Origin of the sequence: Acuticoccus sp. I52.16.1 (genome assembly GCF_022865125.1) — a bacterium.
Classification (GTDB): Bacteria; Pseudomonadota; Alphaproteobacteria; order Rhizobiales; family Amorphaceae; genus Acuticoccus.
The window spans coordinates 1,631,668-1,658,243 of record NZ_CP094828.1 but is presented as its reverse complement, the minus strand read 5'-3'; the positions used below and the strand labels follow the sequence as shown (position 1 = coordinate 1,658,243).

25 protein-coding genes are annotated in these 26,576 nt (G+C 69.9%); 11 read left to right on the top strand and 14 right to left on the bottom strand.

The window, feature by feature from the left end; translation table 11 throughout:
* Window positions 1–37: 37 nt before the first annotated feature.
* The 3 genes from MRB58_RS07495 to MRB58_RS07485 all read left to right on the top strand — a co-directional run bounded on the left by MRB58_RS07495 (window position 38) and on the right by MRB58_RS07485 (window position 1,910).
* Entirely contained in the window at window positions 38–703 is a 666-nt protein-coding gene (locus MRB58_RS07495) for a DUF1236 domain-containing protein (protein WP_244781105.1), read from the top strand.
* Between the two features lie 280 nt (window positions 704–983).
* Window positions 984–1,379 (top strand): hypothetical protein, encoded by a 396-nt coding sequence (locus MRB58_RS07490; protein WP_244781104.1) that lies wholly within the window; start codon window positions 984–986, stop codon window positions 1,377–1,379.
* Between the two features lie 87 nt (window positions 1,380–1,466).
* Entirely contained in the window at window positions 1,467–1,910 is a 444-nt protein-coding gene (locus MRB58_RS07485) for a VOC family protein (protein WP_244781103.1), read from the top strand.
* Between the two features lie 30 nt (window positions 1,911–1,940).
* Here MRB58_RS07485 and MRB58_RS07480 read toward each other — a convergent pair whose 3' ends face one another.
* On the bottom strand, window positions 1,941–2,120 hold the full coding sequence (locus tag MRB58_RS07480; protein ID WP_244781102.1) for a DUF1674 domain-containing protein: 180 nt from the start codon (window positions 2,118–2,120) through the stop codon (window positions 1,941–1,943).
* A gap of 194 nt (window positions 2,121–2,314) precedes the next feature.
* Here MRB58_RS07480 and MRB58_RS07475 point away from each other — a divergent pair, with 194 nt between their 5' ends.
* Complete coding sequence (locus MRB58_RS07475; RefSeq protein WP_244781101.1) at window positions 2,315–3,301, top strand: MBL fold metallo-hydrolase; 987 nt, start codon at window positions 2,315–2,317, stop codon at window positions 3,299–3,301.
* A gap of 31 nt (window positions 3,302–3,332) precedes the next feature.
* On the opposite strand, the gene MRB58_RS07470 is transcribed toward MRB58_RS07475, so the two are convergent.
* From MRB58_RS07470 to MRB58_RS07450, 5 genes are all read right to left on the bottom strand, one after another.
* The gene (locus MRB58_RS07470; RefSeq protein WP_244781100.1) at window positions 3,333–3,605 is read right to left on the bottom strand and encodes a hypothetical protein; all 273 of its coding nucleotides are present in this window, start codon (window positions 3,603–3,605) and stop codon (window positions 3,333–3,335) included.
* Window positions 3,606–3,674: 69 nt separating this feature from the next.
* Window positions 3,675–4,748, bottom strand: coding sequence for a zinc ribbon domain-containing protein (locus MRB58_RS07465; protein WP_244781099.1), 1,074 nt, complete (start codon window positions 4,746–4,748; stop codon window positions 3,675–3,677).
* A gap of 106 nt (window positions 4,749–4,854) precedes the next feature.
* Window positions 4,855–5,826 carry a D-erythronate dehydrogenase gene (denD, locus tag MRB58_RS07460; RefSeq protein ID WP_244781098.1) on the bottom strand — a complete coding sequence of 324 codons (972 nt, stop codon included), beginning with the start codon at window positions 5,824–5,826 and terminating at the stop codon, window positions 4,855–4,857.
* 35 nt (window positions 5,827–5,861) lie between these two features.
* Window positions 5,862–6,599 (bottom strand): sulfite exporter TauE/SafE family protein, encoded by a 738-nt coding sequence (locus tag MRB58_RS07455; RefSeq protein WP_244781097.1) that lies wholly within the window; start codon window positions 6,597–6,599, stop codon window positions 5,862–5,864.
* 120 nt (window positions 6,600–6,719) lie between these two features.
* The gene (locus MRB58_RS07450; RefSeq protein ID WP_244781096.1) at window positions 6,720–9,236 is read right to left on the bottom strand and encodes a hypothetical protein; all 2,517 of its coding nucleotides are present in this window, start codon (window positions 9,234–9,236) and stop codon (window positions 6,720–6,722) included.
* A gap of 363 nt (window positions 9,237–9,599) precedes the next feature.
* On the opposite strand from MRB58_RS07450, the gene MRB58_RS07445 reads away from it, so the two are divergent.
* The 3 genes from MRB58_RS07445 to MRB58_RS07435 all read left to right on the top strand — a co-directional run bounded on the left by MRB58_RS07445 (window position 9,600) and on the right by MRB58_RS07435 (window position 12,016).
* Window positions 9,600–9,755 carry a hypothetical protein gene (locus tag MRB58_RS07445; RefSeq protein WP_244781095.1) on the top strand — a complete coding sequence of 52 codons (156 nt, stop codon included), beginning with the start codon at window positions 9,600–9,602 and terminating at the stop codon, window positions 9,753–9,755.
* Complete coding sequence (locus tag MRB58_RS07440; protein WP_244781094.1) at window positions 9,752–10,981, top strand: glycosyltransferase; 1,230 nt, start codon at window positions 9,752–9,754, stop codon at window positions 10,979–10,981. The genes MRB58_RS07445 and MRB58_RS07440 overlap by 4 nt, the downstream gene beginning before the upstream one ends.
* 108 nt (window positions 10,982–11,089) lie before the next feature.
* The gene (locus MRB58_RS07435) at window positions 11,090–12,016 is read left to right on the top strand and encodes a glycosyltransferase family A protein (RefSeq protein WP_244781093.1); all 927 of its coding nucleotides are present in this window, start codon (window positions 11,090–11,092) and stop codon (window positions 12,014–12,016) included.
* Window positions 12,017–12,031: 15 nt separating this feature from the next.
* Here the strand turns inward: MRB58_RS07435 and MRB58_RS07430 are convergent, their stop codons facing one another.
* Both MRB58_RS07430 and MRB58_RS07425 read right to left on the bottom strand, forming a co-directional pair.
* The gene (locus MRB58_RS07430; RefSeq protein ID WP_244781092.1) at window positions 12,032–12,850 is read right to left on the bottom strand and encodes a polysaccharide biosynthesis/export family protein; all 819 of its coding nucleotides are present in this window, start codon (window positions 12,848–12,850) and stop codon (window positions 12,032–12,034) included.
* A gap of 122 nt (window positions 12,851–12,972) precedes the next feature.
* Window positions 12,973–14,427, bottom strand: coding sequence for an undecaprenyl-phosphate glucose phosphotransferase (locus MRB58_RS07425; RefSeq protein ID WP_244781091.1), 1,455 nt, complete (start codon window positions 14,425–14,427; stop codon window positions 12,973–12,975).
* 634 nt (window positions 14,428–15,061) lie between these two features.
* On the opposite strand from MRB58_RS07425, the gene MRB58_RS07420 reads away from it, so the two are divergent.
* Complete coding sequence (locus tag MRB58_RS07420) at window positions 15,062–17,104, top strand: exopolysaccharide transport family protein (RefSeq protein ID WP_244781090.1); 2,043 nt, start codon at window positions 15,062–15,064, stop codon at window positions 17,102–17,104.
* 15 nt (window positions 17,105–17,119) lie between these two features.
* Here MRB58_RS07420 and MRB58_RS07415 read toward each other — a convergent pair whose 3' ends face one another.
* From MRB58_RS07415 to MRB58_RS07390, 6 genes are all read right to left on the bottom strand, one after another.
* Complete coding sequence (locus tag MRB58_RS07415; RefSeq protein WP_244781088.1) at window positions 17,120–18,034, bottom strand: dihydrodipicolinate synthase family protein; 915 nt, start codon at window positions 18,032–18,034, stop codon at window positions 17,120–17,122.
* 154 nt (window positions 18,035–18,188) lie between these two features.
* Entirely contained in the window at window positions 18,189–18,398 is a 210-nt protein-coding gene (locus MRB58_RS07410) for a cold-shock protein (protein ID WP_075222227.1), read from the bottom strand.
* 9 nt (window positions 18,399–18,407) lie between these two features.
* Window positions 18,408–19,718, bottom strand: a complete 1,311-nt coding sequence (locus tag MRB58_RS07405; RefSeq protein WP_244781087.1) for a DEAD/DEAH box helicase — start codon at window positions 19,716–19,718, stop codon at window positions 18,408–18,410.
* A gap of 248 nt (window positions 19,719–19,966) precedes the next feature.
* Window positions 19,967–20,998, bottom strand: a complete 1,032-nt coding sequence (gene choV / locus MRB58_RS07400; RefSeq protein ID WP_244781086.1) for a choline ABC transporter ATP-binding protein — start codon at window positions 20,996–20,998, stop codon at window positions 19,967–19,969.
* The gene (choW, locus tag MRB58_RS07395; RefSeq protein ID WP_244781084.1) at window positions 20,995–21,834 is read right to left on the bottom strand and encodes a choline ABC transporter permease subunit; all 840 of its coding nucleotides are present in this window, start codon (window positions 21,832–21,834) and stop codon (window positions 20,995–20,997) included. Before choW ends, choV begins: the two co-directional genes overlap by 4 nt.
* A 126-nt stretch (window positions 21,835–21,960) precedes the next feature.
* A complete protein-coding gene (locus MRB58_RS07390; RefSeq protein WP_371747246.1) occupies window positions 21,961–22,908 on the bottom strand; it encodes a choline ABC transporter substrate-binding protein in 948 nt (315 codons plus the stop codon).
* A 101-nt stretch (window positions 22,909–23,009) separates the two neighbouring features.
* On the opposite strand from MRB58_RS07390, the gene betI reads away from it, so the two are divergent.
* The 3 genes from betI to betB are packed head-to-tail and all read left to right on the top strand — an operon-like array spanning window position 23,010 to window position 26,570.
* Window positions 23,010–23,603, top strand: coding sequence for a transcriptional regulator BetI (gene betI, locus MRB58_RS07385; RefSeq protein ID WP_244781083.1), 594 nt, complete (start codon window positions 23,010–23,012; stop codon window positions 23,601–23,603).
* Complete coding sequence (gene betC, locus MRB58_RS07380) at window positions 23,593–25,107, top strand: choline-sulfatase (RefSeq protein ID WP_244781082.1); 1,515 nt, start codon at window positions 23,593–23,595, stop codon at window positions 25,105–25,107. Before betI ends, betC begins: the two co-directional genes overlap by 11 nt.
* Entirely contained in the window at window positions 25,107–26,570 is a 1,464-nt protein-coding gene (gene betB, locus MRB58_RS07375) for a betaine-aldehyde dehydrogenase (RefSeq protein WP_244781922.1), read from the top strand. The genes betC and betB overlap by 1 nt, the downstream gene beginning before the upstream one ends.
* Window positions 26,571–26,576 lie beyond the last annotated feature (6 nt).

Genomic DNA, 26,576 nt, shown 5'->3' with positions numbered 1-26,576 from the left:
TCCGACGCGGTTTGCCGTCGGTCCACAGGAGGATATCATGAGAAAAGCAGCACTCCGCGCAACGATTCTGAGCGCGACGCTGATCCCGGCCGCCGCCTTCGCCCAGACCGCCGGTTCCGTCACGACGGACCTCAACCTGCGCTCCGGCCCCGGCAGCAACTACTCCGTCATCGAAACTATTCCTGCCGGTGACGAGGTCGTGGTCGAGGGCTGCGTGACCGACACGACGTGGTGTCAGGTCGATTTCGGTGGCAAGTCCGGCTACGTCTACTCGCAGTATCTCACCATCGCGGCGCCCAGCGGCGAGACCGTGGTGGTGTCCGAGAAGCGTGGCCTGCTGCCGGAGATCGCGGCCGAGACCGTCGACGCCATCGGCAACACCGCCGGCGCCGTCACCGGCGCGCTGATCGGCGGCACCGTGGGCGTCGTCTCGGGCGGTGTCGAGGGCCTCGGCAAGGGCATGAAGGAAGGCGCCGTGCGCGGCTCTGAGACCTTCAACATCGCCCAGCCGACCGTGGTCTATGTCGAACAGCACCCGGTCGACCCGATCTACCTCGACGGCGAGGTGATCGTCGGCGTCGGCGTGCCGGACGACGTGGTGCTCTACGAGGTGCCCGAGTCGCCCTACCGCTACGTCAACATCAACGGCACGCCGGTCCTGGTGGACCCCAACTCGCGCCAGGTCGTCTACGTCTTCGGCTGAAACCCGACGCAGCTGTGACGCGATCAGCGGCCGAACCCGTGCGGGTTCGGCCGCTTTTTCATGCCGCAATCGGTTCCCGGCGGGGACGGCATGACAGCTTGTGCCGGCCGGCGCGTTGCCCCCGGCCCTTCCCGCACGATCTTCTCGCTCATCCTGCCGATGTTTCCGCGAGCGCGGGACCGGGGGAGGGCGGCGCCGGGTACACACATTCGAAAGCGCTGCCGGGCCATTCTGCCGCATCTCGCGGACGAAGGGGCCGAGGACAACGAGGGGGCACGGTGTGGGTCAGGAACGCAGTCACCATCTCGCGACGCTGCATCGCGTCGCCGCGGGGGTCCCGGCGGTGCTCACCGTCGCGGGGCTGATCGTCATCGCGGCGCTGCTGGGCGCGTTCGGCAACGGTTCGGCCAGTCTCTCGACGGCGGCGCCGGCAGCCGCGCCGGTGCAACTCGCCCAGGCGACGTTCGTGCGCCAGGACGTGATCCACCAGGACCGCATCGTCACCGCGGCTCCGCGCATCGCCGGGGAACGCTGCGGGCTCTTCTGCGGCGGCGTCTCGGGCGCGCTCGGCGTGAACCCGGCCAAGGAGCGCTATTGGTACCGTGCGCACGAGGTCGGGCCGGTGGAGGTCACCCCCAGCGTGCCCTGCAAGGAGCAGAACTGTATCATTCGCTGACTCCGAGGTATGCCGACGGCGCTCCCGGCGTTGGCTTCACGCGCGATTGAACTACGTTCAGGGGCAACTCTCGAAGGCGGAGACCCCATGCAATACCTTCACACCATGGTCCGGATCACGGACGTCGACGCGTCGCTCGACTTCTACTGCAACAAGCTCGGCCTGCGCGAAGTGCGCCGCACGGAGAGCGAGAAAGGCCGCTACACGCTGATCTTCCTCGCCGCGCCGGACGACTTCGGCCGTGCCCAGAGCGACGAGAAGGCGCCGATGCTGGAGCTGACCTACAACTGGGACCCGGAGGACTATTCCGGCGGCCGCAACTTCGGCCACCTCGCCTTCCGAGTGGACGATATCTACGCCACCTGCCAGCGCCTGCTGGACAACGGCGTCACCATCAACCGCCCGCCGCGCGACGGCCGGATGGCGTTCGTGAAATCGCCCGACGACATTTCCATCGAGCTGCTGCAGAAGGGCGACAGCCTCGCCCCGGCCGAGCCGTGGTCGTCGATGGAGAACACCGGCTCCTGGTGAGCGGCCGGACGGGGGCGACGGCCGCCCCGGTCAGAAGTCGGTGGCGATGCCTTTGACTTCCCAATCCCCGAAGCGCACGGGCTCCGGCCCGGCGCGGCCGCCCTGTTCGCGCGGGGCGGGCGGCGCTTCGTTCGCGGCCTCGCGACGCGCCTGTGCTTCGGCGAGGGCGCGCTTGGCCGCTTCGGTGAGGGGCGGGCGTTCGTCGGTCATGGGCGCAATTCTCCTGCCCCACTCCTGGCGCAACTCGGTGCCGAATTCAACGTGTCACCGCGCCTCGCCGGTGCGCCGCGCCCCGCGGCCGCCGCCGGACTGCGACCTATTGTTAATTGCTATAGCATGCAATTTTCAGTAGCGCTTTTGTTCGAGACGGCCGGTCACGGCCGCCCCATCCGAGGAGATCCAACATGACCACCATGTCGATCAACCGCCGCCACCTCCTGGCCGTCGCCGCGGCGGCCGGCGCGGCGAGCACCCTCCCGCTTCGAGCCGCGCGCGCGCAGGCGTCCGGTTCGGCCACCACCGGCCTCGCCCAGGCGCCCGCCTTCCGCCGCTTCACCGTGGGCGACTGGGTCGTCACCGCGCTCGCCGACGGCGGCATGACCTTCAATTCCGGCGTGCTGCCGGAAATGTCCGAGGCGGACTTCGCAGAAGCGATGGAGAAGGCCTTCCACCCGCCCGCCGCCTACCCGGCGACCATCAATGCCTTCCTGTTGCAGTCCGGCGATCGCACCATCCTGGTCGACACCGGCGGATCCAAGCAGATGGCGCCGACGCTGGGCAACCTGCCCGCCAATCTCGCCGCCGCCGGTGTCGCCCCCGGCGACGTCGACACCATCCTCCTCACCCACATGCACGGCGATCACATCGGCGGCCTCGCCGACGCATCCGGCGCGGCGGCCTATCCCAATGCGGAGCTCGTGATCAGGGCGCGGGAGCTGGCCTTCTGGACCGATCCGGCCGAGGCGTCGAAGATCCCCGAACGGCAGCGCGGCACGGTCGCCGCCGCGACGACCGTCGCGAACGCCTACGAGGGCCGCCTGACCCCGTTCGAGGAGGATGTCACGGTCGTCGACGGTGTCGACGCGGTGGCGCTCTACGGCCATACGCCCGGCCACACCGGCTACCGCATCGCCAGCGGCGACGACACGCTGCTGATCTGGGGCGACATCGCCCATATCGCCCCGGTGCAACTCGCCGACCCCGGCATCTATATCGGCTTCGACGTCACACCCGAGGAGGCCGTCGCCACACGCCGGCGCGTGCTCGACATGGCCGCCAGCGAGCGGATGATGGTCGCCGGGATGCACATGCCGTTCCCAGGATTCGGCCACGTCGCCCGCGATGGCGAGGGCTACGCTTTCGTACCCGCGCCCTGGCAGCACACACTCTGAGGCGACACGACTGACGCCCGGTGTGACCGGATCAGTCGGGCTTCTTGTCGCGGTCGATCTTGGTGGTGCCGCTCTCGGCGACGTCGCCGACCGCGTCACCCGCCGCCTGGGTGCCCTTGGCCACGGCGTTGCCCGTCGCGTCGAGCGCCCCGCCGACGGCCTCGCCGGTCTCCTTCAGGACACCGGCGCCATTGCCGGTTCTCTGGGGCTCGGGGCGCACGCGGTCCCCGTTGGTCTCGTCGGCCCATGCCGCCGTCGAGACCGCACCGACGAGCGCCACAACAGAAATCATCGACTTCCACATTGGGTTTCTCCGTCAGTCTTGTGGAGACCCAATCGACGATCGCGGGGTCCTGTTCCCGGCGGATGGGCGTTATTTGCGCGCGTCCGAGATCGCGGCGCGCGCCTCCTCGGGGCCGACATGGGTGCCGCACGACATGCAGAACGGGAAAAAGACCAGGCGCCGCGTGCCACACTGCGGGCACGGCTCGTAGAGCTTCAGCCCGCAATGGATGCAGAAGTTCACCGGCGCGCCGTCGGTGGTGCGCAGCGTGTTGTCGCACGACGGGCAGGTGCCTTTCTCGGCCTTCACCACCGCCTCGTCGTAGTGGATCGCCTGCCGCCGCTCGGCCTCCGAGCGCTCGACGATCTCGGCCCGTCGCTCGCGGTGGCGGCGCGCGGCCCGCACCAGCCACGCCCCCAGCACCAGTGTCATGACGACGCCGACGCCGTAGTGGATGTAGCCGCCATAACTCGGCAGGTACGGCACCAGCTCGACGAAGAAGGCGAACGCGGCGAAGAGGACGAAGCCGCGCCACAGCGGCCAGCGCGGCGAGTTGCGCCGCTTGGCGACGGCCCACAGCCCCACCACCAGGAGAGGCAGGGTCAACGCCAGCCGCAGGCCGAAGACGCGGGCCTGACGCAGGAACAGGGCGCGCTGGTAGGGCGCCTCGGCGGCCGTCAGCAGGGCGGCGCGGTCGCGCGTCACGTCGCCGGTGCGCTCCTGCGCCTCGCGCAGCGCACCGCGGGCGGCGTCGAGGTCGGCGCGGACCTGGCGCTCGGTGCGGCGCACCTCCTCCAGGCGGCGCGTGCGCACGACGACGTCTTCCTCCGGGACGCCGTCGCCGGTGGCGCGCCGGGCCTGGATCCAGGCGGCGAAAGTCTCGCGTTCGGCCGCCGAATCGGCCTCCGCGGCCTCGAGGTTGAGTTGGCCGGTCTCCGCGGCGGTCGACAGCGCCTCGATGCGCTCGCCCAGCGCGGAAAGCTCCGCGTCGAGCCGCGCGGCGGCCTCCGCGTCGACGAACTCTTCGACGCGCGGTGGGCGCTCGACCTGGGGCAGGTCGGCGATGATGAGGCTGCCGAGCGAGGTGAGGAAGAACGCGAGCGCCAGCGACACGGCCCACTTGCCGAGCGCGAACAGCGTCTCGATGCGGAAGAGACGGCGCATCAAGGGACCTCCGGCCGGCGAACCCGGCGCACTCTACATGGGGCGCCGGGCGGTCTGGCTATAGGGGTGGCGCGGCCGCAGCGCGGCGCAACTCCCCGTGAGCGGCTCAGGCGGCCGGCACCTGGATGTCGTCCTCCAGGAAGTAGCGCACGTTGTCCTCGAACGAATCGTCCGCGGTGAGGCCCAGCGCCAACGCCTTCTGCGGGTCGATGTGCGGGCGCCATCCCATGACGATGTCGAGGATGACCTGGTCCGGCTCCCACTTGATCCGGTTCACCGGCTCGTCGCCCGCCACCTTGCGCATCGCCTCGACCATCTCGCCGATGGTGCCGACGCGGCCCGGCAGCGCGAATGCGCGGTTCTCGCCGAACTTCTCGGCCGGGATCTCGGCGCACTTGATGAGGTTCTCGACCACCTTGCGCGGCGACAGGTACCACAGCGCATAGTCCGGCTGGACCGGGCACACCGCCGTCTGCCCCTGGAGCGGCTCGCGGAAGATCGACGACATGAACGACGAGGCCGCCGCGTTGGGCTTGCCGGGTCGGATGGTGATGGTCGGCAGGCGCGGGGCGCGGCCGTCGATGAAGCCCTTGCGCGAATAGTCGGTGCACAAAAGCTCGCCGATCGCCTTCTGCGCGCCGTACGAGGTCTGCGGGTTGAGGCCGGTCCAATCCTCGATCGTCTCCGGGATCTCGCCGCCGTAGACCGCGCACGAGGACGAGAACACCACCACCGGCTTGGTGCCGAGCGCCCGCGCCGCCTCGAAGACGTTGATCGTCCCGTTGAGATTGACGCGCATGCCGGTGTCGAACTCCGCCTCGGCCTGACCCGAGACGATGGCGGCGAGGTGGAAGACGACGTCCGGCTGGCACTGGAAGAGCGCGTCGCACTTGGCCTTGTCCGACACGTCGACCGCGTGGTGCGACACGCCGAAAGGAGCGTCGACAGTGGGCGGGACGGTGATGTCGGCCAGCTCGAGGTGGGTGATCGCCTCGCCGCGCAGCGTGCCGGACATGGCCAGCGCCTTGGCGATCTTCTGGCCGATGAAGCCGCCGCCGCCGATGATGAGAACGCGCATGGTTCCTCCCCTTCTCGTGTCGATTGGATGCGCCGTCAAAGAAGCGCGTCGGCCAGCAACTTGACGCCGACGAGCAACAGAAGCCAGTGGATGATGACGTAGAACCGCTCCACCTCGATCCGCCGGGCGATCTTGGAGCCGACCCACGTCATGAAGAGGGCCCAGGGGGCGGCCACCAGCGCGATCATCAGATTGTGCTGTGTGAGCTGGCCGAGCGCGATGAAGCCGGGCAGCTTCATCAGGTTGATCGCCCAGAAGAAGATGACCGTGGTGCCGATGAAGACGTCACGCGGTAGCCGCTGCGGCAGCATGTAGATCTGAAACGGCGGGCCGCCCTGGTGCAGGATGGTCGACGTGAAGCCCGACACCGCGCCGAGGAAGACGCCGATCGCCGGATGCGGCACGCGCGCCGGCGCCTTGCCCGCCAGCAGCCCCCGCAGCGCGAACGCGAACGTCACCGCGCCGAGCACGAAGAGGAGCACCCGCTCCGGCATCACCGCGAACGAGACGAGGCCGATGGCGATGCCGACGATGGCGCCGGGGATCAGGATCTTGAGGTTCCACACGTCCCATTTGCCGCGATAGATCCAGATCGTCAGCGCGTCCTGGGTCATCAGGATCGGCAGCATCAGCCCGGCGGCGACGGGCGGCGGCATGACGAGGAGGAGGAGCGGCATCGCCATCATCCCCATTCCGGCAAGACCCCCTTTGGAGAGGCCCAAGAGCGCGACGGCGAAGGCGAAGACGGCGATGGAAGGGAGGTCGAGGGTCAAAGGAAATCCGAGGGGGAGGGGCCGGTCGCGGCGAGACCCCGCGGCGGGCGGACGATAGCGCGAAGCTATGCGCGCTGGAATGCCGTAGCGTCTCGTTTTTGCAGCGGCGGGCGGGGGGCGTCAGGTCTTCGGCGGGTCGCGCTTGACCACGACCGGGCTGCCGGCGAGTGCCGCGGGCAGGCCCGTGTCGGTCTCGATCTTGGCGTAGACGCGGCCGGGGGCGCGCAACTCGTTCCGCGGCAGGCCGATGAAGGCGTCCGGATCGCGCGGCTCACCCACCTCGGCGACGGTGCCGCTCACGTGTTCGCCCGAATAGGGCAGGTCGATCTCGACGCGGTCGCCGGGCCGCGGTGCCTCTTCGGAGGCGAACATCGCCTGCACGTGCCCCTCGACGCCGAGCGCGTAGAGGAGGGCGATGGTGGTGCCGTCCTCCACTCGTTCGCCTTGGCGGGCGATGATGCGGGCCAGCACGCAGTCGCAGGGGCTGACGATGACGCGCGCCTCGGCCTCGTCGGTCTCCTTGGCGAGGGTGACGAGCGCTTCGCCCGCGGCGAAGGGCTGCCCCGGCTCTCCCTCCCACGCCACGAGCAGACCGGACTGATCCGCCACCAGCGCGATCCGCTCGACGGCGACGGCGGCGATCTGTGCCTGGACCGGCGGTGGGGCGTCCTCGGAGCGCTCCAGGAAGGCCGGCTTGGGCCCGTCCATCGCCAGGATCGCGACGCCGGAGACGAGGGCGATCACCGCGGCATTAAAGGGGAGCGACATCACCGCCCCGATGGGGCTGAAGAACGGCCGGCGCGGCTCGCGCGGCGGCCGCGTCCGTGTCTTGGCGCCGGGGGGCGGGGCGCTGGCCTCCTGCGGGCGGGGGGCGGCGAACGGCCGGCCAGTGAGCACGGCGTGCGAGAGGGAACGCAACACCTGGCGCTGGGCCTCGCTGGCGTCGCGGAAGCGCCAGCCGGTGCGCTGCGAGTTGCGGTTCATCACCTCGCCCACGATGTCGAGGTTCACCGCGTAATCGCCGAGGTCGATCTCCAGCTCCAGCGGGGCGACATCGCCGACTTTGTAGAGTTGCTGGTCGGAGCGGACGGAGATGCCGAGGACGGACCAGTCGACGAGGTCGAACAGCTCGCCGGCGATGACGACGCTGCCGCCCCCTTCGATCCGCTGTGCGCGGCGATTGTGCTCGCCGCTGTCGATGGCGGGGGCGGGTGGGGCGATCATCCCGGCGCTGGCGATGCGCGAGCGCCGGCTGGGTCGCGGCGAGGGTCGTCCGCGCCGGCCGGTCCTCGCGCCGTCGTCGGCGTCCTGGGTGTCGACCGGCGGGGGAGGCGGTGGGGGCGCGTAGGACGGAGGCGGCGGCGGCAGGAGGCTCGGCGCCTCGATCGGCGGCAGCCGGTGCTCCGGCGGTGCGGCATCGGCCGGCCCGTCCGCGAGAATGGCATCCGCAGCGCGCGCTCCCCCCGCCGGCGCCTCCGCCACGCCGTCGGCCGGCTCGGAGCCCGGCTGCGGCTCCGTCGTCGGCTGCGGCTCGGTCGTCGCCGAGCCGGCGGCCGCTGGGGCGTCGAGGCCGGGGGGCTCCGCCTGCGCGTCGGATGCGAGGGCCGGCTCTTCGGAGGCCGTCTGCGGCTCCGTCGTCGCCGCGTCGGTGGTGGCTGAGGCGTCGAGGCCGGGGGGCTCAGTCTGCGCGTCGGATGCGGCGCTTGATGCTTGCTCCGCCGGCGCCGTGGTGGATTCGGGGGCCGGGTCTTCGGAGGCCGTCTGCGGCTCCGTCGCCGGCTGCGCCTCCGTCGTCGCCGCGTCGGCGGTGGCTGAGGCGTCGAGGTCGGAGGGCTGCGCCTGCGCGGCGAACTCGGCGCTCGAGGCCTCATCCGTCGTCGCGACGGGGGCGGCCGGCGCGGGGTTCTCGGGGGGCGTCGCCGAAACGGGGTGCGGCACGGCATCCGCCGCGTCGGCGGTGTCGGGGCTGTTGGTGTCGGTGGGCTGCGCCGGCGCCTCGTCTTGGGCGGTTGCGGTTTGCGTCGCCGTCGCATCTGTGGCGGGGGTCGGCACCTCGGATGCCGGCCGCGTCGCCGACGACGTCTGCGCCTCGGTATCGGTCGCCGCGCCGTGGGCGCCGGCCGCGTCGGCGGGCGCCGTGCCGGCCGGGGCCTCGGGGCTTTGCGGGCTCGGCGCGGTGTCGGCGGCGGCTTGCGCGGTGGACGGGGCGTCGTTCGCCGGGGCGGGCGCGCTGTCGGGCGCGGGCACCCACTCGGTGGGCTCGGCGGCGGGGCGCGTGGCGTACCGGGCGGTGATCGGCGCACGGGGCGCTCGCTCGGGGAAGACGTCCGTCGTCACGGGGTCGAACGTGCCGTCGGTCTCGCGCGGCGGCGCGGCGCTGGCCTGCGGCGGCGCATCCTCGTCCGCCGCGACGGTCGCCGCCTGCGGCGTATCGGCGAGGCGCGAGGTCAGCGGCGGGTCGAAGTGGGCGGTCGGCATCGCCGGCTCACCGTCCGAACCGTCGACATGGATCGTCCAGCCGGCATAGCCGAACTCCTCCTTCGCCGCCGGGGCGGGTTGTGCGTCGGGCGGCCGGCGGCGACGCCGGAGACGGCTGGCGATAGAGCGTCTGAGTGGCTCGTCCTCGTCAGCGCTCATGTTGCGCCCTCGCTCGGCCCCCGGCAAACGACCTGCACCTCAAACTTCTACTCACCGTTGCGTCTATTAGCTCAACACCGTTCACGCGTCATCTTTCGCACCTTCGGCCGCGCGGCGGTGTCCGCTCGCAGCCCCGGTCCCGCGCCGCTGTAGAACAACGCTCGAACCCTGTGTACCGGCAAGCCGGTTCTTCGCGAAATCCTGCGCGGCGTGCCCCGCGGCAAAACGGCACCCAAGGTTAACCGCACGATCGATCCGGCGACCGTCTCACGCGGTCCCGGATGTCTCCCGGCCACCGCCATCGGCGGCGACCCTCCTCCGGATATAGCGGCTCCTGCAATATTCGCCAGATTCGTCGGCGACATGCTGGTCGGCAACGATGCGAAAACCATGTTCTTCTGCAAGGCCGCGGCGGCGTCGCCCGCGCTTGTCTTTTCCGTCCGCGCGAAGCACTCATGCTATATGACGCTTCTGCGCACCGACCGGCGACCGATCCGCGAAAGGCTCACCCTTCCGTGACCGAGCAGACCCCCCGACGCCCGCGCGTGACCTACGTGACGATGGCCGCCCCCCGCCCGGCGCGCAACGGTTATTGCGTGCGCATCCAGACGATCGGCCAGGCGATGGCCCAGCACGCCGACGTGCGCTTCCTCGTCCTGTCACGCGACGCGGACCCGGCCGGCGAGGTGGCGACGCGCGAGCGGTTCGCGGCCGATTTCGTCAGCGCGCCGGACCGCTCCAAGTTGCAGAAGGGGGCGGTGCACCTGCGCGCCGCACTCGCCAATCGCAACCGCTGGATGGAGAAATACCAGCGTGGCCCGCTGCTCGACGCCGCGCGCGCCGCGCTCGACGCCCACCGGCCGGACATCGTCGTCCTCGGCAGCCTGTCGCTCTACGTCCTGCGGGCATCGTTCGGCCTCGACGATGCGCAGATCGTGCTCGACCACCACAATGTCGAGACGGTCAACTACGACCGCATGGCCCGCGTCCGCCGCTGGCCCGGCAAACTCTTCCCCCTGGTGGACGCCCGCGCCTTCGCGCGGCTGGAGCGCGAGGCCGCGGCGGTCGACGAGCACTGGGCCGTGTCCGACGACGACCGCGACATCCTGGCGCGCAATATCGGCCGGCCGGTGGTGACGGTGCCCAACGTGGCGCAGGACTGGGCCTTCGCGGTCGACCCCAAGGGGACCCGGCCGGACGCCGCACCGGTGATCGGCTTCATGGCGGACTACGGCTATTATCCCAATGTCGGCGCCGCGTTCGACCTCTTCCGTGTGGTCGCCCACCTCAAGGCGCAGGGCGTCGCCTGCGAGGCGGTGGCGATGGGCCGCCATCCGACCGAGGCGATGGCCGAGGAGGCCGCCCGCGTCGGCGTGGCGCTGCCCGGCTTCGTCGACGATCCGGTGGCGCTGCTGGAGCGCTTCACGGTGCTCGTGGCGCCGATCCGCAGTGGCGGCGGCACCAAGCTGAAGATCATCGAGGCGCTCGCCATGGGCATCCCCGTGGTGACGACGCCGATCGGCAGCGAGGGCATCCCGGTCCTGGCCGAAGACCTGGGCCTCGTGGCCGAGAGCAATGAGGATCTCGCCGCGGCTGTGCGCACCCTCCTCGCCGACCGGGAGCGGCTCGCGGCGATGAGCCGGCGCGCCAAGGCGTGGGCCGAGCGCTCGGTCTCGACGGGCGTGCTGGTGCCGCTGCTGGGCGAGCGGATCGCCGCCTGCATGCGCCGCATCGCGGCCACTTGAGGGGCGCCGCACCGGCGCTTCGGGGACGACGGACGGGCGCGGGCTTGCGTGGGCCGGCGCCGGGGCGGCTATCGTGAGGCGCGCACAGGGGGCAAGACGGGGCAGACCATGAGCTATGCGATCATCTCACCGTGCCGCAACGAGGCCGAGTACATGCGCCGTACGCTGGACACGGTGGTGGCGCAGACCGTGCGACCCGACACGTGGATCATCGTCGACGACGGGTCCACCGACGCGACGCCCGAGATCCTCGCCGAATACACCCGCGAGCACCCGTGGATCAGGGTCGTGCCGAAGCCGGACCGCGGCTTCCGCGCCGTCGGCGGCGGCGTCGTCGAGGCGTTCAATGCCGGTCTCGCCCACCTCGATCTCGACGCCTTCACCTACGTCACCAAGATGGACCTCGATCTGGAGCTGCCGCCCCGCTACTTCGAGGAGCTGATCCGGCGGATGGAGGCCGAGCCACGCCTCGGCAGCTGTAGCGGCAAGCCCTACAACCGCCGCGCGGACGGCACCCTGGTCAGCGAGCGGCGGGGCGACGAGATGTCCGTCGGGATGACGAAGTTCTACCGCACGTCCTGCTTCCGGGAGATCGGCGGCTTCGTGCCGATGGTGATGTGGGACGCGATCGACGCCCACCGCTCGCGTCAGCTCGGCTGGATCTCGCGCAGCTGGGACGACCCGGAGCTGCGCTTCGTCCACCTGCGGCCGATGGGGTCGAGCCAGACCAGCGTGCACGTCGGCCGCCGTCGGCACGGGATGGGGCAATACGTGATGGGCAGCGACCTGCTCTACTTCGCCGCCACCTGCGCCTTCCGGGCGCTGGAGCCGCCTTATGTGATCGGCGGCGTCAACATGTTCCTCGGCTATCTCGACGCGTGGCGCAAAGGCGTGCCGCAGGTGGACGATCCGGAGCTGCGCCGGTTCGTGCGCGCCTACCAGCGGCGGGCGCTCGTCGTCGGCCGGCGGCGCGCGGTGGAGGAGATCGAGGCGCGAACCGGCGAGATCTGGCGCCGCAACCACGCGGCCGCATAGGGCGGCCGCGCCGCGTTACTGGCCGGGGATCACCGTGTACTGGATGTTCTGGTTGAACGGGATCACGCCCTCGATGTACTGCGCGACGAACTGATTGACCTTGGCGATCGGGCTCTTCGGCACGAAGATGATGTCGAACGGCTGGAGCAGCGTGTTCTCGGTCGGCGTCCCGTCGTTGGCGAAGCTCTTCAGGTCGAGGAAGCGCATCATCGGCAGGTCGTTCGGACCGCGCCGGATGAGGACGACGCTCTTCATGTACGCCGTATCCTCGAACCCGCCGGCGGCGAAGACCGCCTCCAGCACCCCCGTCGGCCCGCGCAACGGCAGCGCGCCCGGGTTGCCGACCTCGCCGCCGACGAACACCTCGCGGTTGGACAGGTTGACGGGGATGACGCCGACGTCCGGGAAGCGCAGATATTTCGCGTAGCGACGCTCGAGGTCGCGCGTCAGCTCCGGCGCCGCGCGGCCCGCCGCCGGGACCCCGCCGAGGAGGCCGATGTAGACCTTGCCGTCCGGCGCGACGGTCGTCGTGACGTCCTCGTCGTCGTAGAACGGGAGGGTGATGCGCAGCTCGTCGCCGACGACGAAGCGCATGTCGCCCTCGAACCCCTCCGCCCAAGGCTGGAAACCGCGCGGTACGGGGTAGAAGTCGGCCACCGGCTGGGGCGCCGGGCCGCCGCCGCAGCGCCCGCAGGCCGGCGCCAGCGCGGCTTCCTCCGGCGTTTTGTAGACGGGGCAGGGCGCGGCCGCGGTGCCGGGCGGGCACGGCTCGCCCCGGTCGGCGGCACAGGCCGAGAGCAGCGAGAGAACGGCGAAGGCGGCGACGCGGCGCATGACTAGCCCCAAGGAGACAGGGCCTGACGGTCGCGCTTTATGGTTAGCAACGGGTAAACCGGCGGCGGCGGCGACGCCTCGTCCACCGCTTTGCCGCGCAGCGGGGCGTCCGCCCCGCGTCGTCAGTAGGCGTTCTTGGAGCGGACGATCAGCGCCAGCGGCGTGATCATGAGGATGTAGAGATCGAGCCAGAAGCTCCAGTTCTCGATATACTCGATGTCGTAACGCACGCGGCCGAGGAGTTTCTGGCTGGTGTCCGTCTCACCGCGCCAGCCGTTGATCTGCGCCCAGCCGGTGATCCCCGGCTTGACCCGGTAGCGGACCATGTAATGCTGCACCGCCTCTTCGAAGGGTTTGCCCTCGGTCGTGGTGCCGAGCGCGTGCGGGCGCGGGCCGACGAGGCTCATGTCGCCGTTCAGCACGTTGAGGAGCTGGGGCAGCTCGTCGAGCGAGGTGCGTCGCAGGATTCGCCCGACGCGGGTCACGCGCGGGTCGTTGCGGGTCGCCTGCGTGGCACCGGCGAGGTCCTCGTTGTCGACCTTCATCGTGCGGAACTTGTAGATGGTGAAGAGTGAACCGTTCCAGCCGCGCCGGGGCTGGCGGAACAGGATCGGCTTGCCCGTCTCGACCCAGATCGCCAGCGAGATGACGGCGAACACCGGCAGCAGCATGATGATCAGCACCAGCGCGATCAGCCGGTCCTCGACGAACTTGGCGATCGCGGCCCACCCCTGGATCGGCGAGGCGAGGGCGCGCAGCATCGGCGCGCCGCCGATATGGTCGAACGGCCGGTCGAAGAACTGCCACAACACCGGGTCCGGCGCGAAATGCACCGTCACGGAGGAGCCGGCCAGGCGGTTGAGGATGCCGGTCAGCCGGTCGAGCGGGGAGAGCGGCAGCGCCAGCACGACCTCGTCGATCTCGCCGGCCTCCGCGGCGGCGATCAGCTCGTCCACGCCGCCCAGCCGCGGGATGCCGTCGATCTCGTCCGGCACGCGGTTGGCGCGATCGTCGTAGAAGCCGGTGATCGTGTAGTGCTGGTCCTCGGTCGACAGGAGGTGCGTGATGATGCTCGCGCCCTTCTCCTCGCCGCCGTAGACCGCGATCCGGCGTTGCAACCGCCCGTGCACCATGGCGATGCGCAGCGAGATCGTCACCATCAGGCGGTAGACGAAGATGCACGCCTCGGACGCGGCGAACCACCACAGGATCCACTGGCGCGTATAGCCCGGCACGTCGAGCAGGAAGGCGATCGCGGTCACCACGACGAAGGTGAAGACCAGCGTCTGCAGCAGCTGCATCACCAGGCGGATGCTGAAGACGTGTGCCTGCGTCATGTATACGGCGCGGCGCGCCAAGAGTTGCGCGAAGAGCACCGACGTCGCGAAGCAGATCACCACGTTCTGGATGATCTTCTGCTCGCCCATCAGCACCCACGAGACGAGGATGCCGACCACGAGCGGAATCGCGAAATCGCCGAAGCGCAAAAATCGGTCGACCAGACGCAACGAAATGATTCGCGGCTTCTGCGGCGGGCGACGCGGGATGGAATAGGGCGCGGGAGGCGCGCCGGCCACGGCCGCATCGTCGCCGTCCGACGCGGCGGACACAGGATCAGACGCTCGAGCCGCCGCAGGATCGGCGGGGTTTTCAGCGTGTTGGTCGCTATGTCTTCCGTCAGCCATCATCAACAACTCGTTCGGCTGAGATGAGCACGCCGCCCATTCATAGGTTGTTCAAGCCAGTCGTCCACCAACAACTTCGAAAAGTGGCTTACACCTAATGTGTTAACCGGTGCTAGCCCGCGGGAGCGATTGCGACGGGGCGCGGTGGCGCCGGCGAGGGGGGCGGCGTGCGGCCAGGAGCGACCGGCGGCGGTCGATCGCGAATGATCCACAGGGATTGTCCGCCCCATGACGCGCTCTCCTGTGGGACTTTGGCCCGGCGACCCCCTCGCTCCGAGCGGGCAGCGTGCCAGAATTGGCGTTTTCGTTCTATAGTGAGTCGCCTAGCCTATTCAGCGGGTATATCGCATGCGTGAGCAGCAGACCTGAACGAGCCGTCTCAACACTTCGATCCGGTCGGGAGACACGTGGTCTTCACTCCTGTTCGCCTTGGCCCCTCGCCGCATGAGCGCGAGGCGCGCCGCCGTCGCCCGCTGCGGCACGGTGCGGCGCGCGCGGACGTGCGCGGCGAGGATGCCGCACGGCCATGACCACGATCGACAGCGCCGGCGAGACGTCCGAGCCCGCGCCCCCCAACCCGCTCGAGCCGATCCTGTGGCTGATCGACGTCGCCTGGCAGTACAAGTGGCTGTTGGTGACGATCGTCGTCGCCGGGGTGCTCGCCGCCGCGATCGTCGCCGGGCGGCTGCCCAACACCTATACCGCCGGCGGTCTCGTCGCGTTCGACGCCGGGCGGGAGGAGATCTTCCCCACCCGGCAGGCCGACCGCGGCTACGTCCCGCCCGAGACCGTGACCGAGACCGAGGTTCAGGTCATCCAGTCCTACACCGTGCTGGAGCGGGTGGTGGACGAGCTGGGGCTCGAATTCTCGGCCGTGAACCCCGCCTTGGAGCTGGAAGAGCCGGGCGGCATGGATCGCGGCATGGCGCGGGCGCAGATCGTCTCGGCGCTGCGGCAGAATCTCACCGTCGCGCCGACGGGGCGCTCGTTCGTCGTCTCCGTGCGTTACGAGGCGCGGGACCCGCGGTTCGCCGCCGCGGTGGTCAACGAGGTGATGCGCCAATACCTCGACCTCGACATTTCCGCCCAGCGCGATCTGGCGACCGACGCGATCGCGCAGATCTCCATCCGCTTGCGCGATCTGCGGCGCGACCTCGACGAGCGGGAGAGGGCGCTGCAGGATTTCCGCGCCCAGAGCCGCATCGCGGAAGGGGCGGGGACGACCATCCTCACCGAGCAGCTCGGCCGGATGAACGAGGAGCTGATCCGCGCGCAGGCGGCGCTGGCGCAGGCCGACGCGGCGAACGACCTGCGCGGGGGCGAGGACGGCGCGCTGCCGCAGGTCGTCGCCTCGCCGCTGATCCAGCAGCTGCGCACCCAGGTGGCGACGCAGGAACGCGTGGTGTCGGAGCTCGATGCGCTCTACCAGCCCTCGCACCCCCGCCTCATCCAGGCGCGCGAGGCGCTCGCCGCGCTGCGGCAGACGATCGCCACCGAGACGCAGAAGATCGTCAGCTCGCTGGGTAGCTCCGCCGACGCGGAGGCCGAGCGCGTCGCGGCGCTGCGGCGGCAGGTGGACATCCTGCGCGACCAGCTCGTCGAGCAGCGCGAGGCCGAGATCGAGCTGCGCCGGCTGGAGCGCGAGGTCGAGGCGGCGCGGCGCGTCTACGAGGCGTTGCTCAACCGCTACAACGAGGCGCAAGGCACCGCCGGCCTGGAGCGCGCGGGCGGGCGGATCGTCGCCCCCGCCGTGGCGCCGACGCAGCCCTCGGGGCCCAAGCGGATGCTGGTGGTGGCGGGCGGCGGTATCCTGTCGGGCGGCGCGGCGTTCGCGCTGATCATCGGCCTGGCGCTGTTGGACCAGCGCATCCGGACCCGCGCGGACGTGCGCCGCACGGTGGGGATCGCGCCGGTCGCGCTGGTGCCGCCGGTGCCGCCGGCCCGGCCGACGATCACCTCGCTCGGAAGCTGGCGGCGGCGCAATGCGGCCTTCGCGGAGGCGATCACCCACCTTCGCGCGGCGCTCGTGCTGGGCTCGGGGGGGCGCGACACCACGATCGTCGCCATCACCGGCGCGGACGAGCGTGTCGGCCACGGCGCGCTGGTGACGGCGCTGGCGCAGGCCTGCGCGGTGGCCGGCGAGGAGGCGGTCCTCGTTGACACCGACTTCACCCGGCCGACGATCCACCTCAGGCTCGGCGGGGTGAACGAGTTCGGCGTCTCGGATCTGGTGGCCGAAGGCGGGGAGATCGACGCGGCGTTGCAGATCGACCCGTCGACGCCGCTGAAATACCTCGCCGCCGGCCGCCGTAGCGATCCCGCCCTCTACCGGGCCGCCGGCATGGGCGCGCTGATCGATGCGCTGGTTCGCCGGTTCGACGTGGTGCTGATCAACCTGCCGACCATCGTCGATCACCCCGATGCGCAGGCGCTCGCCGCGGAGGCGGACGTGGTGGCGGTCGCCGTGAAGACGGGCCTCACCTCGAAGACGGCGTTGCTGGAGACGGTGCAGACGATGCGTTTCGTCGGCCCCGGCCTGCCGCTCGCCACGGTGCTGATCCGCGGCTGAGCGGCGCGGGTCGGCTCAGCGGCCCCAGGTGAGGGCGACGGGGTTCAGCTCGCGCGCCAGCTCCAGCAGGCCGGCGCGGGTCGCCGGGTGCAGCTGCGGCATCGGGTGGCGCACCACGTCCGAGCCGATCACCCCGCCTTCCATCATCACGGTCTTGCACGCACGCAGCCCGCACTGGCGGTTCTCGTAATTGATGAGCGGCAGGATCCTGGCGTAACCCGCAGCGGCGCCGGCACGGTCGCCGGCGGCATGCGCGGTGATGACGGGTTTGACGAGGTCCGGCAGCGTCGCCGACGTCATCGAGCCGGTGGCGCCGGCGTCGAGGTCGGCCATCAGCGTGATACCCTCCTCGCCGTCGAACGGGCCGACGATCGCCGCGCCGCCGGCCTCGATGAGCCCGCGCAGCTTGGCGGCAGCCTGCGGCGTCTCGATCTTGAAGTATTGGACCGCGTCGATCTCCTCGGCGAGGCGCACCAGGAAGGGCACCGTCAGCTCCACGCCCGACAGCGGCGCGTCCTGGATCATGATGGGAAGGCCGATCTCGCCGACACGGGCGAACTGCTCGTAGGTCTGCGCCTCGGTCCCCTTGAGAAGGGCGCCGTGATAAGGCGGCATCAGCATCACCATGGCCGCGCCCTGCGCCTTCGCGCTCCTCACGCGGTCGACGACGATGTCCGTCGAGTAGTGCGAGCAGGTGACGATGACCGGTATGCGGCCGTCCATGTGCTCCAGCGAGACGCGCATCACGTCGGCCCGTTCCGCGTCGGTCAGCAGGAACTGCTCGGAGAAGTTGGCGAGGATGCAGACCCCGTCGGCGCCCTGGTCGACGATGCAGTCGATCACGCGGCGCATGCCGTCGAGGTCGAGGGTGCCGTCGGCGTGGAAGGGGGTGGGGGCGACGGGCCAGACGCCGGTAAAGGGCTGAGCCATGGACAAGTCCTCCAGAGTGTCGTCGCGACGTTTATTGGGTCGCGAAACTGGGGCGTCCGGCGGTATGGCGCAACGAGAAAAACCGCCCGGAGGCGGCTTTTCGATCGCGTGGGTCCGAGCGGCGGCTCGAACCGAGAAGGTTCACCCGGGCGGCTTAGAGCGCGCGCAGGTTGACCGCGGAGGACTTGTTGCGGCGGCGGTCGACTTCGATTTCGTACGAAACCTTCTGTCCTTCCGCGAGATCCCGCATACCGGCCCGCTCGACGGCGCTGATGTGGACGAAGACGTCCTGGCCGCCTTCGTCAGGGGCGATGAAGCCGTAGCCTTTGGTGCTGTTGAACCATTTGACCGAACCAGTGGCCATGGTTGTCTCCTAGATCGTCTGTTGCGGCGCTGCGGATGAGCCTGACCGCGAAGTTGAAACTGCCGCCCGGCGGCCGCCGGAGCGGGACCGATCGGCCGGAGCCGATCGGCGGTGTTGCGTGTTCGACGGGGTGTCCGGCTTGCGCCGGCGCGGGCGAGAGCGCTTGGCGGCCGGGGCCGCGGCGGTCTCGGCAGTCGAAGAGGGGGCGTTCTCGGCCGCGAGGCGGCGGCCGATGAGGCGCTCGATATCACGCAGGAGCTTCAGCTCGTCCGGTGCGCAGAGCGACACGGCGATGCCGGAGCGGCCCGCGCGCGCCGTGCGGCCGATGCGGTGGACATAGGCCTCGGGCACGTTCGGCAGCTCGTAGTTCACGACGTGGCTAATGCCGGAAACGTCGATGCCGCGCGCTGCGATATCGGTCGCCACCAGCACCTTGACGCTCCCGTCACGGAAAGCGTCGAGAGCGCGCTGGCGCTGGTTCTGGCTCTTGTTGCCGTGGATCGCGACGGCGTTGCAGCCGGCGATCTCCAGGTTACGGCTCACCTTGTCCGCCCCGCGCTTGGTGCGGGTGAAGACGATGGCGCGCTCGACTTCGGTCGCGGCCATGAGGGTGTTCAGCGCCTCGCGCTTGGCGCCGGTGTCCATGTGGCGCACCGACTGGTCGATCGCCTCGATCGGCCGCGAGACGGGCGCGACCGCGATCTCCTTCGGCGCGTTGAGGAAGTCGGCCGCCAGCTTGCGGATCTCCGACGGCATGGTGGCCGACAGGAGCGCCGTCTGCCGCTCGCGCGGCATCGCCTTGAAGAGGCGGCGGATGGCGGGGATGAAGCCGAGGTCCAGCATCTGGTCGGCCTCGTCGAGCACGGCGACCTGCACGGCGTCGAGCGTGACGACGCGGTTGCGCATGTGGTCTTCGAGGCGGCCGGGGGTGGCGATCAGAATGTCGACACCGCGGGCGAGCTTGCGCTCCTGCGGGCCGGGCTTCACGCCGCCGACGACGACGAGGCTGGACAGCTTGGTGTTGGCGGCGTACGCGCGCACGTTCTCTTCGATCTGCGCGGCCAGCTCACGCGTCGGCGCGAGGATCAGGGCACGGCAGGTGCGCGGCTCGGGGCGGCCCCGACCGTTGAGCCGATGGATGATCGGCAAGGTGAATGCGGCAGTTTTGCCAGTACCGGTCTGTGCGGTACCGAGGACATCGTCACCCGCCAGCATGGCAGGGATGACCTTCGCTTGGATGGGAGTGGGGTTGGTATAGCCTTGCGCCGTCGTGGCGCGAAGGATGGGCTCGGCGAGGCCGAGGTCCGAAAATGTCGTCAAACGTTACTTCCGTGCGCCGGGGCACGTGCCGGGCGCGTTCTTGCGGTAAAACCGGTGTGTCAGGGGCGGCGACCGGCGCGCGGTCGCTGGGGCGCCGGTCCTCGGCGCGTGTCATGCAGTGCAAGTCGGCACTGCGTGGCCGCTCCTTCCCGACCACGGCCCCTTACGTAGCAGTTCTTATGCCGACTCACAAGGGCGTGCCCCAGAGTCTTTTGCATACCCCTATAGCCTCAGCGCATACCAGACGCCTAACGCCGCTCCTCGTTCGGCGCCAGCGCCGCAACCACGTCCGACGCGCTGATCGTGCCCAAAATCCTTCCCCCTTCGACCACCCGGACCGTCTCGTCGGACCCCAGCATCCCCATCACCTCCTGCATCCGCATGTCCGCGGACACGGAGGGGGCACTGTCGCCGGCCACGCCGGTCGACATGATGTCGCCTGCCGTCAGGACGCCGAGCGGGTTCATGTTGGCCACGAAATCAGCCACATAGGCATTTGCCGGGGCGCGCATGATGTCCGCGGGCGTGCCGCATTGGACGATCCGCCCGCCCTCCATGATGGCGATCCGATCGCCGATCTTGAAGGCCTCGTCGAGGTCATGACTGACGAAGATGATGGTGCGCTTGAGGTTGCGCTGCAAATCCAGCAACTCGTCCTGCAAACGGGTGCGGATCAGCGGGTCCAGCGCCGAAAACGGCTCGTCCATCAAAAGGATCGGCGCTTCGGTGGCGAACGCGCGGGCGAGCCCCACGCGCTGCTGCATCCCGCCCGACAGCTCGCCGACGCGCCTCTCCGCCCAGTCGGACAGGCCGACGAGCTCCAGCTGCGCCCGCGCCTTCGCCTCGCGCTCGGCCTTGCCGAGTCCCGACAGCTCCAGCCCGAAGGCCACGTTGTCCGCGACGTCGCGCCACGGCAGCAGTCCGAACTGCTGGAACACCATGGCGATACGCGCGCGCCGCAAATGACGTAAGGTTTTCTTATCGGCGGCCGTCACGTCGGTCATCTCGGCCCCGTCGTGGACCAGCACGCGGCCCCGCGCGATCGGGTTCAGCCGGTTCACCGCCCGCAGCAAGGTCGACTTGCCGGAGCCCGACAGGCCCATCAGGACGAGGATCTCACCCTCCGCCACCTCCAGCGAGCAGGCGTGGACGCCGAGCACCTGACCCGTCTCCGCCTGGATTTCCGCCCGGCTTTTGCCGGCGTCCATCAGCGGCAACGCGCGCTGCGGGTCGTCGCCGAAGACGATGTTCACATCCTCGAAAATGACGGCGGTGCTCATGTACGTGGCCTCGAGATGCGCAGGACCCGGTCGAGAATGATCGCAACGACGACGATGATGAAGCCCGATTCGAAGCCCAGCGACGTGTTCACCTGGTTGAGCGCGCGCACCACCGGCACGCCGAGCCCGTCCGCCCCCACGAGCGCTGCGATCACCACCATCGAAAGCGACAGCATGATCGTCTGGTTCAGTCCGGCCATGATCTGCGGCAGCGCGTAAGGCAGCTCCACCTTGACGAGCTTCTGCCAGGCCGTGGCGCCGAACGCGTCGGCCGCCTCGAGGAGCGGCTTGGGCGTCGCCGCGATGCCGAGCTGGGTCAGCCGGATCGGCGCCGGCAACACGAAGATCACCGTCGCGATCAGCCCCGGCACCATGCCGATGCCGAAGAAGACGATCGCCGGGATCAGGTAGACGAAGGTCGGTAGGGTCTGCATCAGATCGAGGATCGGTTGCAGCACATGGTAGAGCCGCGGCCGGTGCGCCGCGACGATGCCGATCGGCACCCCCACCGCCATGCACACGATGCACGCCGACATGACGAGGGTGAGGCTCTCGGTCATCTCCTCCCAGTAGCCCTGGTTGAGGATGAACAGGAAGCCGAGGACCACGAAGAGCGCGATCTTCCAGTTGCGCTGGATGGCGTAGGCGACGAGGCCGGCCAGTGCGACCAGGACGAGCGCAGGCGGCGATTGCAGGCACCACAGCAGCCAGTCGATCAGCCACTCCAGGCCTTCGGCGAGGCCGTCGAAAAACCAGCCGCCGTGCGACTGCAACCAGTCGAACACCGCCTCGGCCCCGTCGCCGACGGGGATTTTGTAGTCCTCGATGAAATCCAAGAGGCCCTCCGGTTCGAGTCTTTGGGCAACGTCGCGGCGCGCGGGACCACCCGCCGCGGGGCAAGCGCCATGCCGCATCGGCGGCGGAGAGGGGAGCGGCCGGGGCTGCCGGCCGCTCCGCCGTCGTTACTCGTCGAGTGCGGCCTTCACAGCGGCGAGGCCGGGCTCGCCGTCGAGCGTCGTCACCCCGTCGAGCCAGCCGGTCAGCACGTCCTGGTTCTTGGCGAGGTAGGAGCCGGCCGCATCGTCGGCGTCCTCGCCCTCGTCGAGGATCAGCGCCATCACCTCGTTCTCCATCGCCAGCGAGAACTCGAGGTTTTCGAGGAGCTTGGCGACGTTCGGGCACGCGTCCATGAACCCGGCGCGCACGTTGGTGTAGACCGTCGCTCCGCCGAGGTCGGGGCCGAAGAAGTCGTCGCCGCCTTCGAGGTAGGTCAGCTCGAAGTTGGCGTTCATCGGGTGCGGCTCCCACCCCAGGAAGACGATCGGCTCGTCCCGCTTGGAGGCGCGCGCCACCTGCGCCAGCATGCCCTGCTCGGAGGACTCGCGCACCTCGAAATCCTTCAGGCCGAAGGCGTCCTGGTCGATCATGTCGAGGATCAGGCGGTTGCCGTCGTTGCCGGGCTCGATGCCGTAGATCTCGCCGTCGAGTTCATCGGCATGCGCGGCGATGTCGGCGAAGGTCGCGATGCCGAGCGCGGCGCCCGCGGCGTTGGTCGCCAGCGTGTACTTGGCGCCCTCCAGATTGGCGCGCACGGTCTCGACCGTGCCCTTCTCGCGGTAGGGCGCGATGTCGCCCTCCATCGTCGGCATCCAGTTGCCGAGGAAGACGTCGACGTCGCCGTTCTCCAGCGACGCGTAGGTCACCGGGACCGACAGCACCTTCACGTCGACGTCGTAGCCGAGCGCATCCAGCACCGTCTTGGTGAGCGCCGTGGTGGCGGTGATGTCGGTCCAGCCGACGTCGGAGAAGGTGAGCTCCTCGCAGTCGGCGGCGTGGGCGGGAGCGGCCATCGCCGTGCCGGCCAGAAGCGCCAGCGCCGGAAGAAGGGCGGGGAGGGCAGTGCGTCGCATGAGGCATGTCTCCTTTCGCGGGGGATGTTGATTGACCAGTCAAATAAAAACCAGTAGCCCGGAGATGTAAACAGTGACCCTCTCGGAGGCCAAGGCAACCCATGCCGAAAGTCGGAATGGAGCCCGTGCGCCGCGATGCGCTCATCCGCGCCGCCATCGTCGAGGTCGGCGCCATGGGCTCGCTCGATGTCACCGTCAGCCGCATCGCCCGCCGCGCCGGCGTCTCGCCCGCCCTCGCGCACCACTATTTCGGCTCCAAGGAACAGATCCTGCTGGCCGCCATGCGCCGCATCCTGTCCGACTTCGGCGCTTCGGTGCGGGCGCGCACGCGCGCCGCGACGGCACCCCGCGCCCGCCTCGCCGCCATCTTCGAGGCGTGCTTCACGCCGGAGCAGTTCGAGCCGTCGGTGATCGTCGCGTGGCTGAACTTCTACGTCCACGCCCACCGCTCGCCCGACGCCTCGCGTCTGTTGGCGATCTACGCCCGCCGGCTCGATTCCAACATGGTCCACGCGCTGCGCCGGATCGTCGCCGAGGACGAGGCGCGGCGGATCGCCCAAGGCCTCGCCTCGATGATCGACGGGCTCTACATCCGCGCCGCGCTCCAGGACCGCGCCCCCGACCGTGCCGACGCCATCGCCATGGTGTCGGACTATCTCGACCTCTGCCTGAACAGGACCAACCATGAGCGATAAGCCCAACGTCCTGATCTTCATGGCCGATCAGCTGAACGGGACGCTGTTTCCCGACGGCCCGGCCGACTTCCTGAAGACGCCGAACCTCGCCCGGCTCGCCGCCCGCTCGACCCGGTTCGCCAACGCCTACACCGGCTCGCCGCTGTGCGCCCCCGGCCGCGCCGCCTTCATGGCCGGCCAGCTGCCGCACCGCACCCGCGTCTACGACAATGCCGCCGAGTTCGCCTCCGACACGCCCACCTACGCGCACCATCTGCGCCGCGCCGGCTACGCCACGACGCTGGCGGGCAAGATGCACTTCGTCGGCCCCGACCAGCTCCACGGCTTCGAGGAGCGGCTGACGACCGACATCTACCCCGCCGACTTCGGCTGGACGCCGGATTATCGCCGGCCCGGCGAGCGCATCAACTGGTGGTACCACAACCTCGGCTCGGTCACCGGGGCGGGGGTCGGCGAGATCTCCAACCAGCTCGAATACGACGACGAGGTCGCCTACGAGGCGACGCGCAAGGTCTACGATCTCGGCCGCCGTAACGACGACCGGCCCTGGATGCTGACCGTATCCTTCACGCACCCGCACGACCCCTACGTCGCGCGCACCAAGCACTGGGACCTCTACGCGGACTGCGCGCACCTCGCGCCGACGATCCCCGCCCTCGACTACGCCGAGCACGACCGCCACTCGCAGCGCATCTTCGACGCCAACGACTGGCGCAACTACGCCATCACCGCCGACGACATCCGCCGCTCGCGCCGCGCCTACTTCGCCAACGTCTCCTACATCGACGAAAAGATCGGCGAGGTGATGGCCGCGCTGGAGGCGACCGACCAGGCGGACGACACCATCGTCCTCTTCCTCTCCGACCATGGCGACATGCTTGGAGAGCGCGGGCTGTGGTTCAAGATGAGCTTCTTCGAGGGGTCGGCCCGCGTGCCGCTGATGATCGCCGCCCCCGGCATGCCCGCCGGCCGCGTCGCGACGCCCGTCTCCACCATCGACGTCACCGCCACCCTCGCCGACCTCGTCGGCATCGACCTCGCCGAAGTGGCGCCGTGGACCGACGGGGTCAGCCTCGTGCCGGTCGCGAACGGGGCGCCGCGCGGGGCCGTGCCGATGGAGTACGCGGCCGAAGCGTCCGAGGCGCCGCTCGTCGGCCTCGTCGACCGGCGGTTCAAGTACATTCACTGCGAGCTCGACCCGCCGCAGCTCTACGATCTCGCCGAGGATCCGCACGAGCAGGTGAACCTCGCCGACGACCCCGCCTACGCCGAGATCGCCGCCACGATGCGCGCCGAGATCGACGCCCGCTGGAACATGGCCGCGTTCGATGCCGATGTGCGCTTCTCGCAGGCCCGCCGCCTCGTCGTCTACGAGGCGCTGCGCGTCGGCGCCGAGTACCCGTGGGACTTCCAGCCGTTGAAGAAGGCGTCCGAGCGCTACATGCGCAACAAGCACGACCTGAACGACCTCGAAGACCGCCAGCGCTACCCGAGGGGAGAATGATGCGCGCCCAGCCCACCGCCAGCCACTTCGTCGACGGCGCCTACCTCGAGGACGACGCCGGCGCGCCGATCGACGACGTCTATGCCTTCACCGGCGAGGTGATCGCCCGCGTCCACGCCGCCACGCCCGCCGTGATCGAGAAGGCGATGGCCGCCGCGGTCCGCGCGCAGAAGGAATGGGCCGCCACCGCACCGGCCGAGCGGGGCCGCGTCCTGCGCCGCGCCGCCGAGCTGATCCGGGATCGCAACGAGGAACTGTCGGCGCTCGAAACGCTGGACACCGCCAAACCCATCCAGGAGACGCTGGTGGCCGATGCGACGTCCGGCGCCGACGCGCTGGAGTGGTTCGGCACGCTTGCGCCCGGCATCCAGGGCGAGGCGATCCCGCTCGGTGGCGACTTCGCCTACACCGTGCGCGAGCCGCTGGGGGTGTGCGTCGGCATCGGCGCCTGGAACTACCCGACGCAGATCGCCTGCTGGAAGGCCGCCCCTGCGCTCGCCTGCGGCAACGCGATGGTCTTCAAACCGTCCGAGCTGACGCCACTGTGCGCGCTGAAGATCGCCGAGATCCTGATGGAGGCGGGGGCGCCGGCCGGGCTCTTCAACGTGGTGCAGGGGATGGGCGAGGTCGGCGCTGCGCTCTCGACCCATCCGGCGACGGCCAAGGTCTCGCTGACCGGCTCGGTGCCGACCGGCGCCAAGGTCTATGCCGCGGCGGCCGAAGGCGTGCGCCACGTGACGATGGAATTGGGCGGCAAGTCGCCCCTCCTGGTGTTCGACGATGCCGATATCGAGGACGCCGTTGGCGGGGCGATGCTGGGCAACTTCTATTCGGCCGGGCAGATCTGCTCCAACTGCACCCGCGTCTTCGTGCAGGACGGCATCAAAGACCGCTTCCTCCAGCGCCTCGTGGAGCGCACCGGCGCCATCCGCCTCGGTGACCCGGCCGATCCCGAGACCCATATGGGGCCGCTCATCTCCTACGCTCAGCGCGACAAGGTGATGAACTATATCGCCATCGGCCGCCGCGAGGGGGCCCGCATCGCCATCGGCGGCCGCGCGCCCCAGGGCCAAGCGTTCGAGAAGGGCGCCTTCGTCGAGCCGACCGTCTTCGACGGCGTGACCGACGAGATGACCATCGCCCGCGAAGAGATCTTCGGTCCCGTCCTCTCGCTCCTCACGTTCGCCACCGAGGACGAGGCGGTGGCGCGGGCGAATGCGACGCCGTTCGGGCTGGCCGCCGGGGTGTTCACCCGTGATCTCGCGCGCGGGCACCGCGTCGCCGCGGCGCTGCAGGCCGGGATGACCTGGATCAACACCTATAACCTGACGCCGGTCGAGGAGCCGTTCGGCGGTGTGAAGGCGTCCGGCGTCGGGCGGGAGAACGGGCATGCGGCGATCGAATTCTATTCCCAGCGCAAGACCGTGCACGTCGGTCTGGGGCGGGTGGAGAGCCCGTATTGAGGCGCC

Bases quoted from the DNA above. Each gene is read 5' to 3' on its own strand.
- MRB58_RS07495 (WP_244781105.1), top strand. From the start codon at position 38: ATGAGAAAAGCAGCACTCCGCGCAACGATTCTGAGCGCGACGCTGATC.
- MRB58_RS07485 (WP_244781103.1), top strand. From the start codon at position 1,467: ATGCAATACCTTCACACCATGGTCCGGATCACGGACGTCGACGCGTCG.
- MRB58_RS07480 (WP_244781102.1), bottom strand. From the start codon at position 2,120: ATGACCGACGAACGCCCGCCCCTCACCGAAGCGGCCAAGCGCGCCCTC.
- MRB58_RS07475 (WP_244781101.1), top strand. From the start codon at position 2,315: ATGACCACCATGTCGATCAACCGCCGCCACCTCCTGGCCGTCGCCGCG.
- MRB58_RS07470 (WP_244781100.1), bottom strand. From the start codon at position 3,605: ATGTGGAAGTCGATGATTTCTGTTGTGGCGCTCGTCGGTGCGGTCTCG.
- MRB58_RS07465 (WP_244781099.1), bottom strand. From the start codon at position 4,748: ATGCGCCGTCTCTTCCGCATCGAGACGCTGTTCGCGCTCGGCAAGTGG.
- denD (WP_244781098.1), bottom strand. From the start codon at position 5,826: ATGCGCGTTCTCATCATCGGCGGCGGCGGCTTCATCGGCCAGAAGATC.
- MRB58_RS07450 (WP_244781096.1), bottom strand. From the start codon at position 9,236: ATGAGCGCTGACGAGGACGAGCCACTCAGACGCTCTATCGCCAGCCGT.
- MRB58_RS07445 (WP_244781095.1), top strand. From the start codon at position 9,600: ATGCTGGTCGGCAACGATGCGAAAACCATGTTCTTCTGCAAGGCCGCG.
- MRB58_RS07435 (WP_244781093.1), top strand. From the start codon at position 11,090: ATGAGCTATGCGATCATCTCACCGTGCCGCAACGAGGCCGAGTACATG.
- MRB58_RS07430 (WP_244781092.1), bottom strand. From the start codon at position 12,850: ATGCGCCGCGTCGCCGCCTTCGCCGTTCTCTCGCTGCTCTCGGCCTGT.
- MRB58_RS07420 (WP_244781090.1), top strand. From the start codon at position 15,062: ATGACCACGATCGACAGCGCCGGCGAGACGTCCGAGCCCGCGCCCCCC.
- MRB58_RS07415 (WP_244781088.1), bottom strand. From the start codon at position 18,034: ATGGCTCAGCCCTTTACCGGCGTCTGGCCCGTCGCCCCCACCCCCTTC.
- MRB58_RS07410 (WP_075222227.1), bottom strand. From the start codon at position 18,398: ATGGCCACTGGTTCGGTCAAATGGTTCAACAGCACCAAAGGCTACGGC.
- choV (WP_244781086.1), bottom strand. From the start codon at position 20,998: ATGAGCACCGCCGTCATTTTCGAGGATGTGAACATCGTCTTCGGCGAC.
- MRB58_RS07390 (WP_371747246.1), bottom strand. From the start codon at position 22,908: ATGCGACGCACTGCCCTCCCCGCCCTTCTTCCGGCGCTGGCGCTTCTG.
- betI (WP_244781083.1), top strand. From the start codon at position 23,010: ATGCCGAAAGTCGGAATGGAGCCCGTGCGCCGCGATGCGCTCATCCGC.
- betC (WP_244781082.1), top strand. From the start codon at position 23,593: ATGAGCGATAAGCCCAACGTCCTGATCTTCATGGCCGATCAGCTGAAC.
- betB (WP_244781922.1), top strand. From the start codon at position 25,107: ATGCGCGCCCAGCCCACCGCCAGCCACTTCGTCGACGGCGCCTACCTC.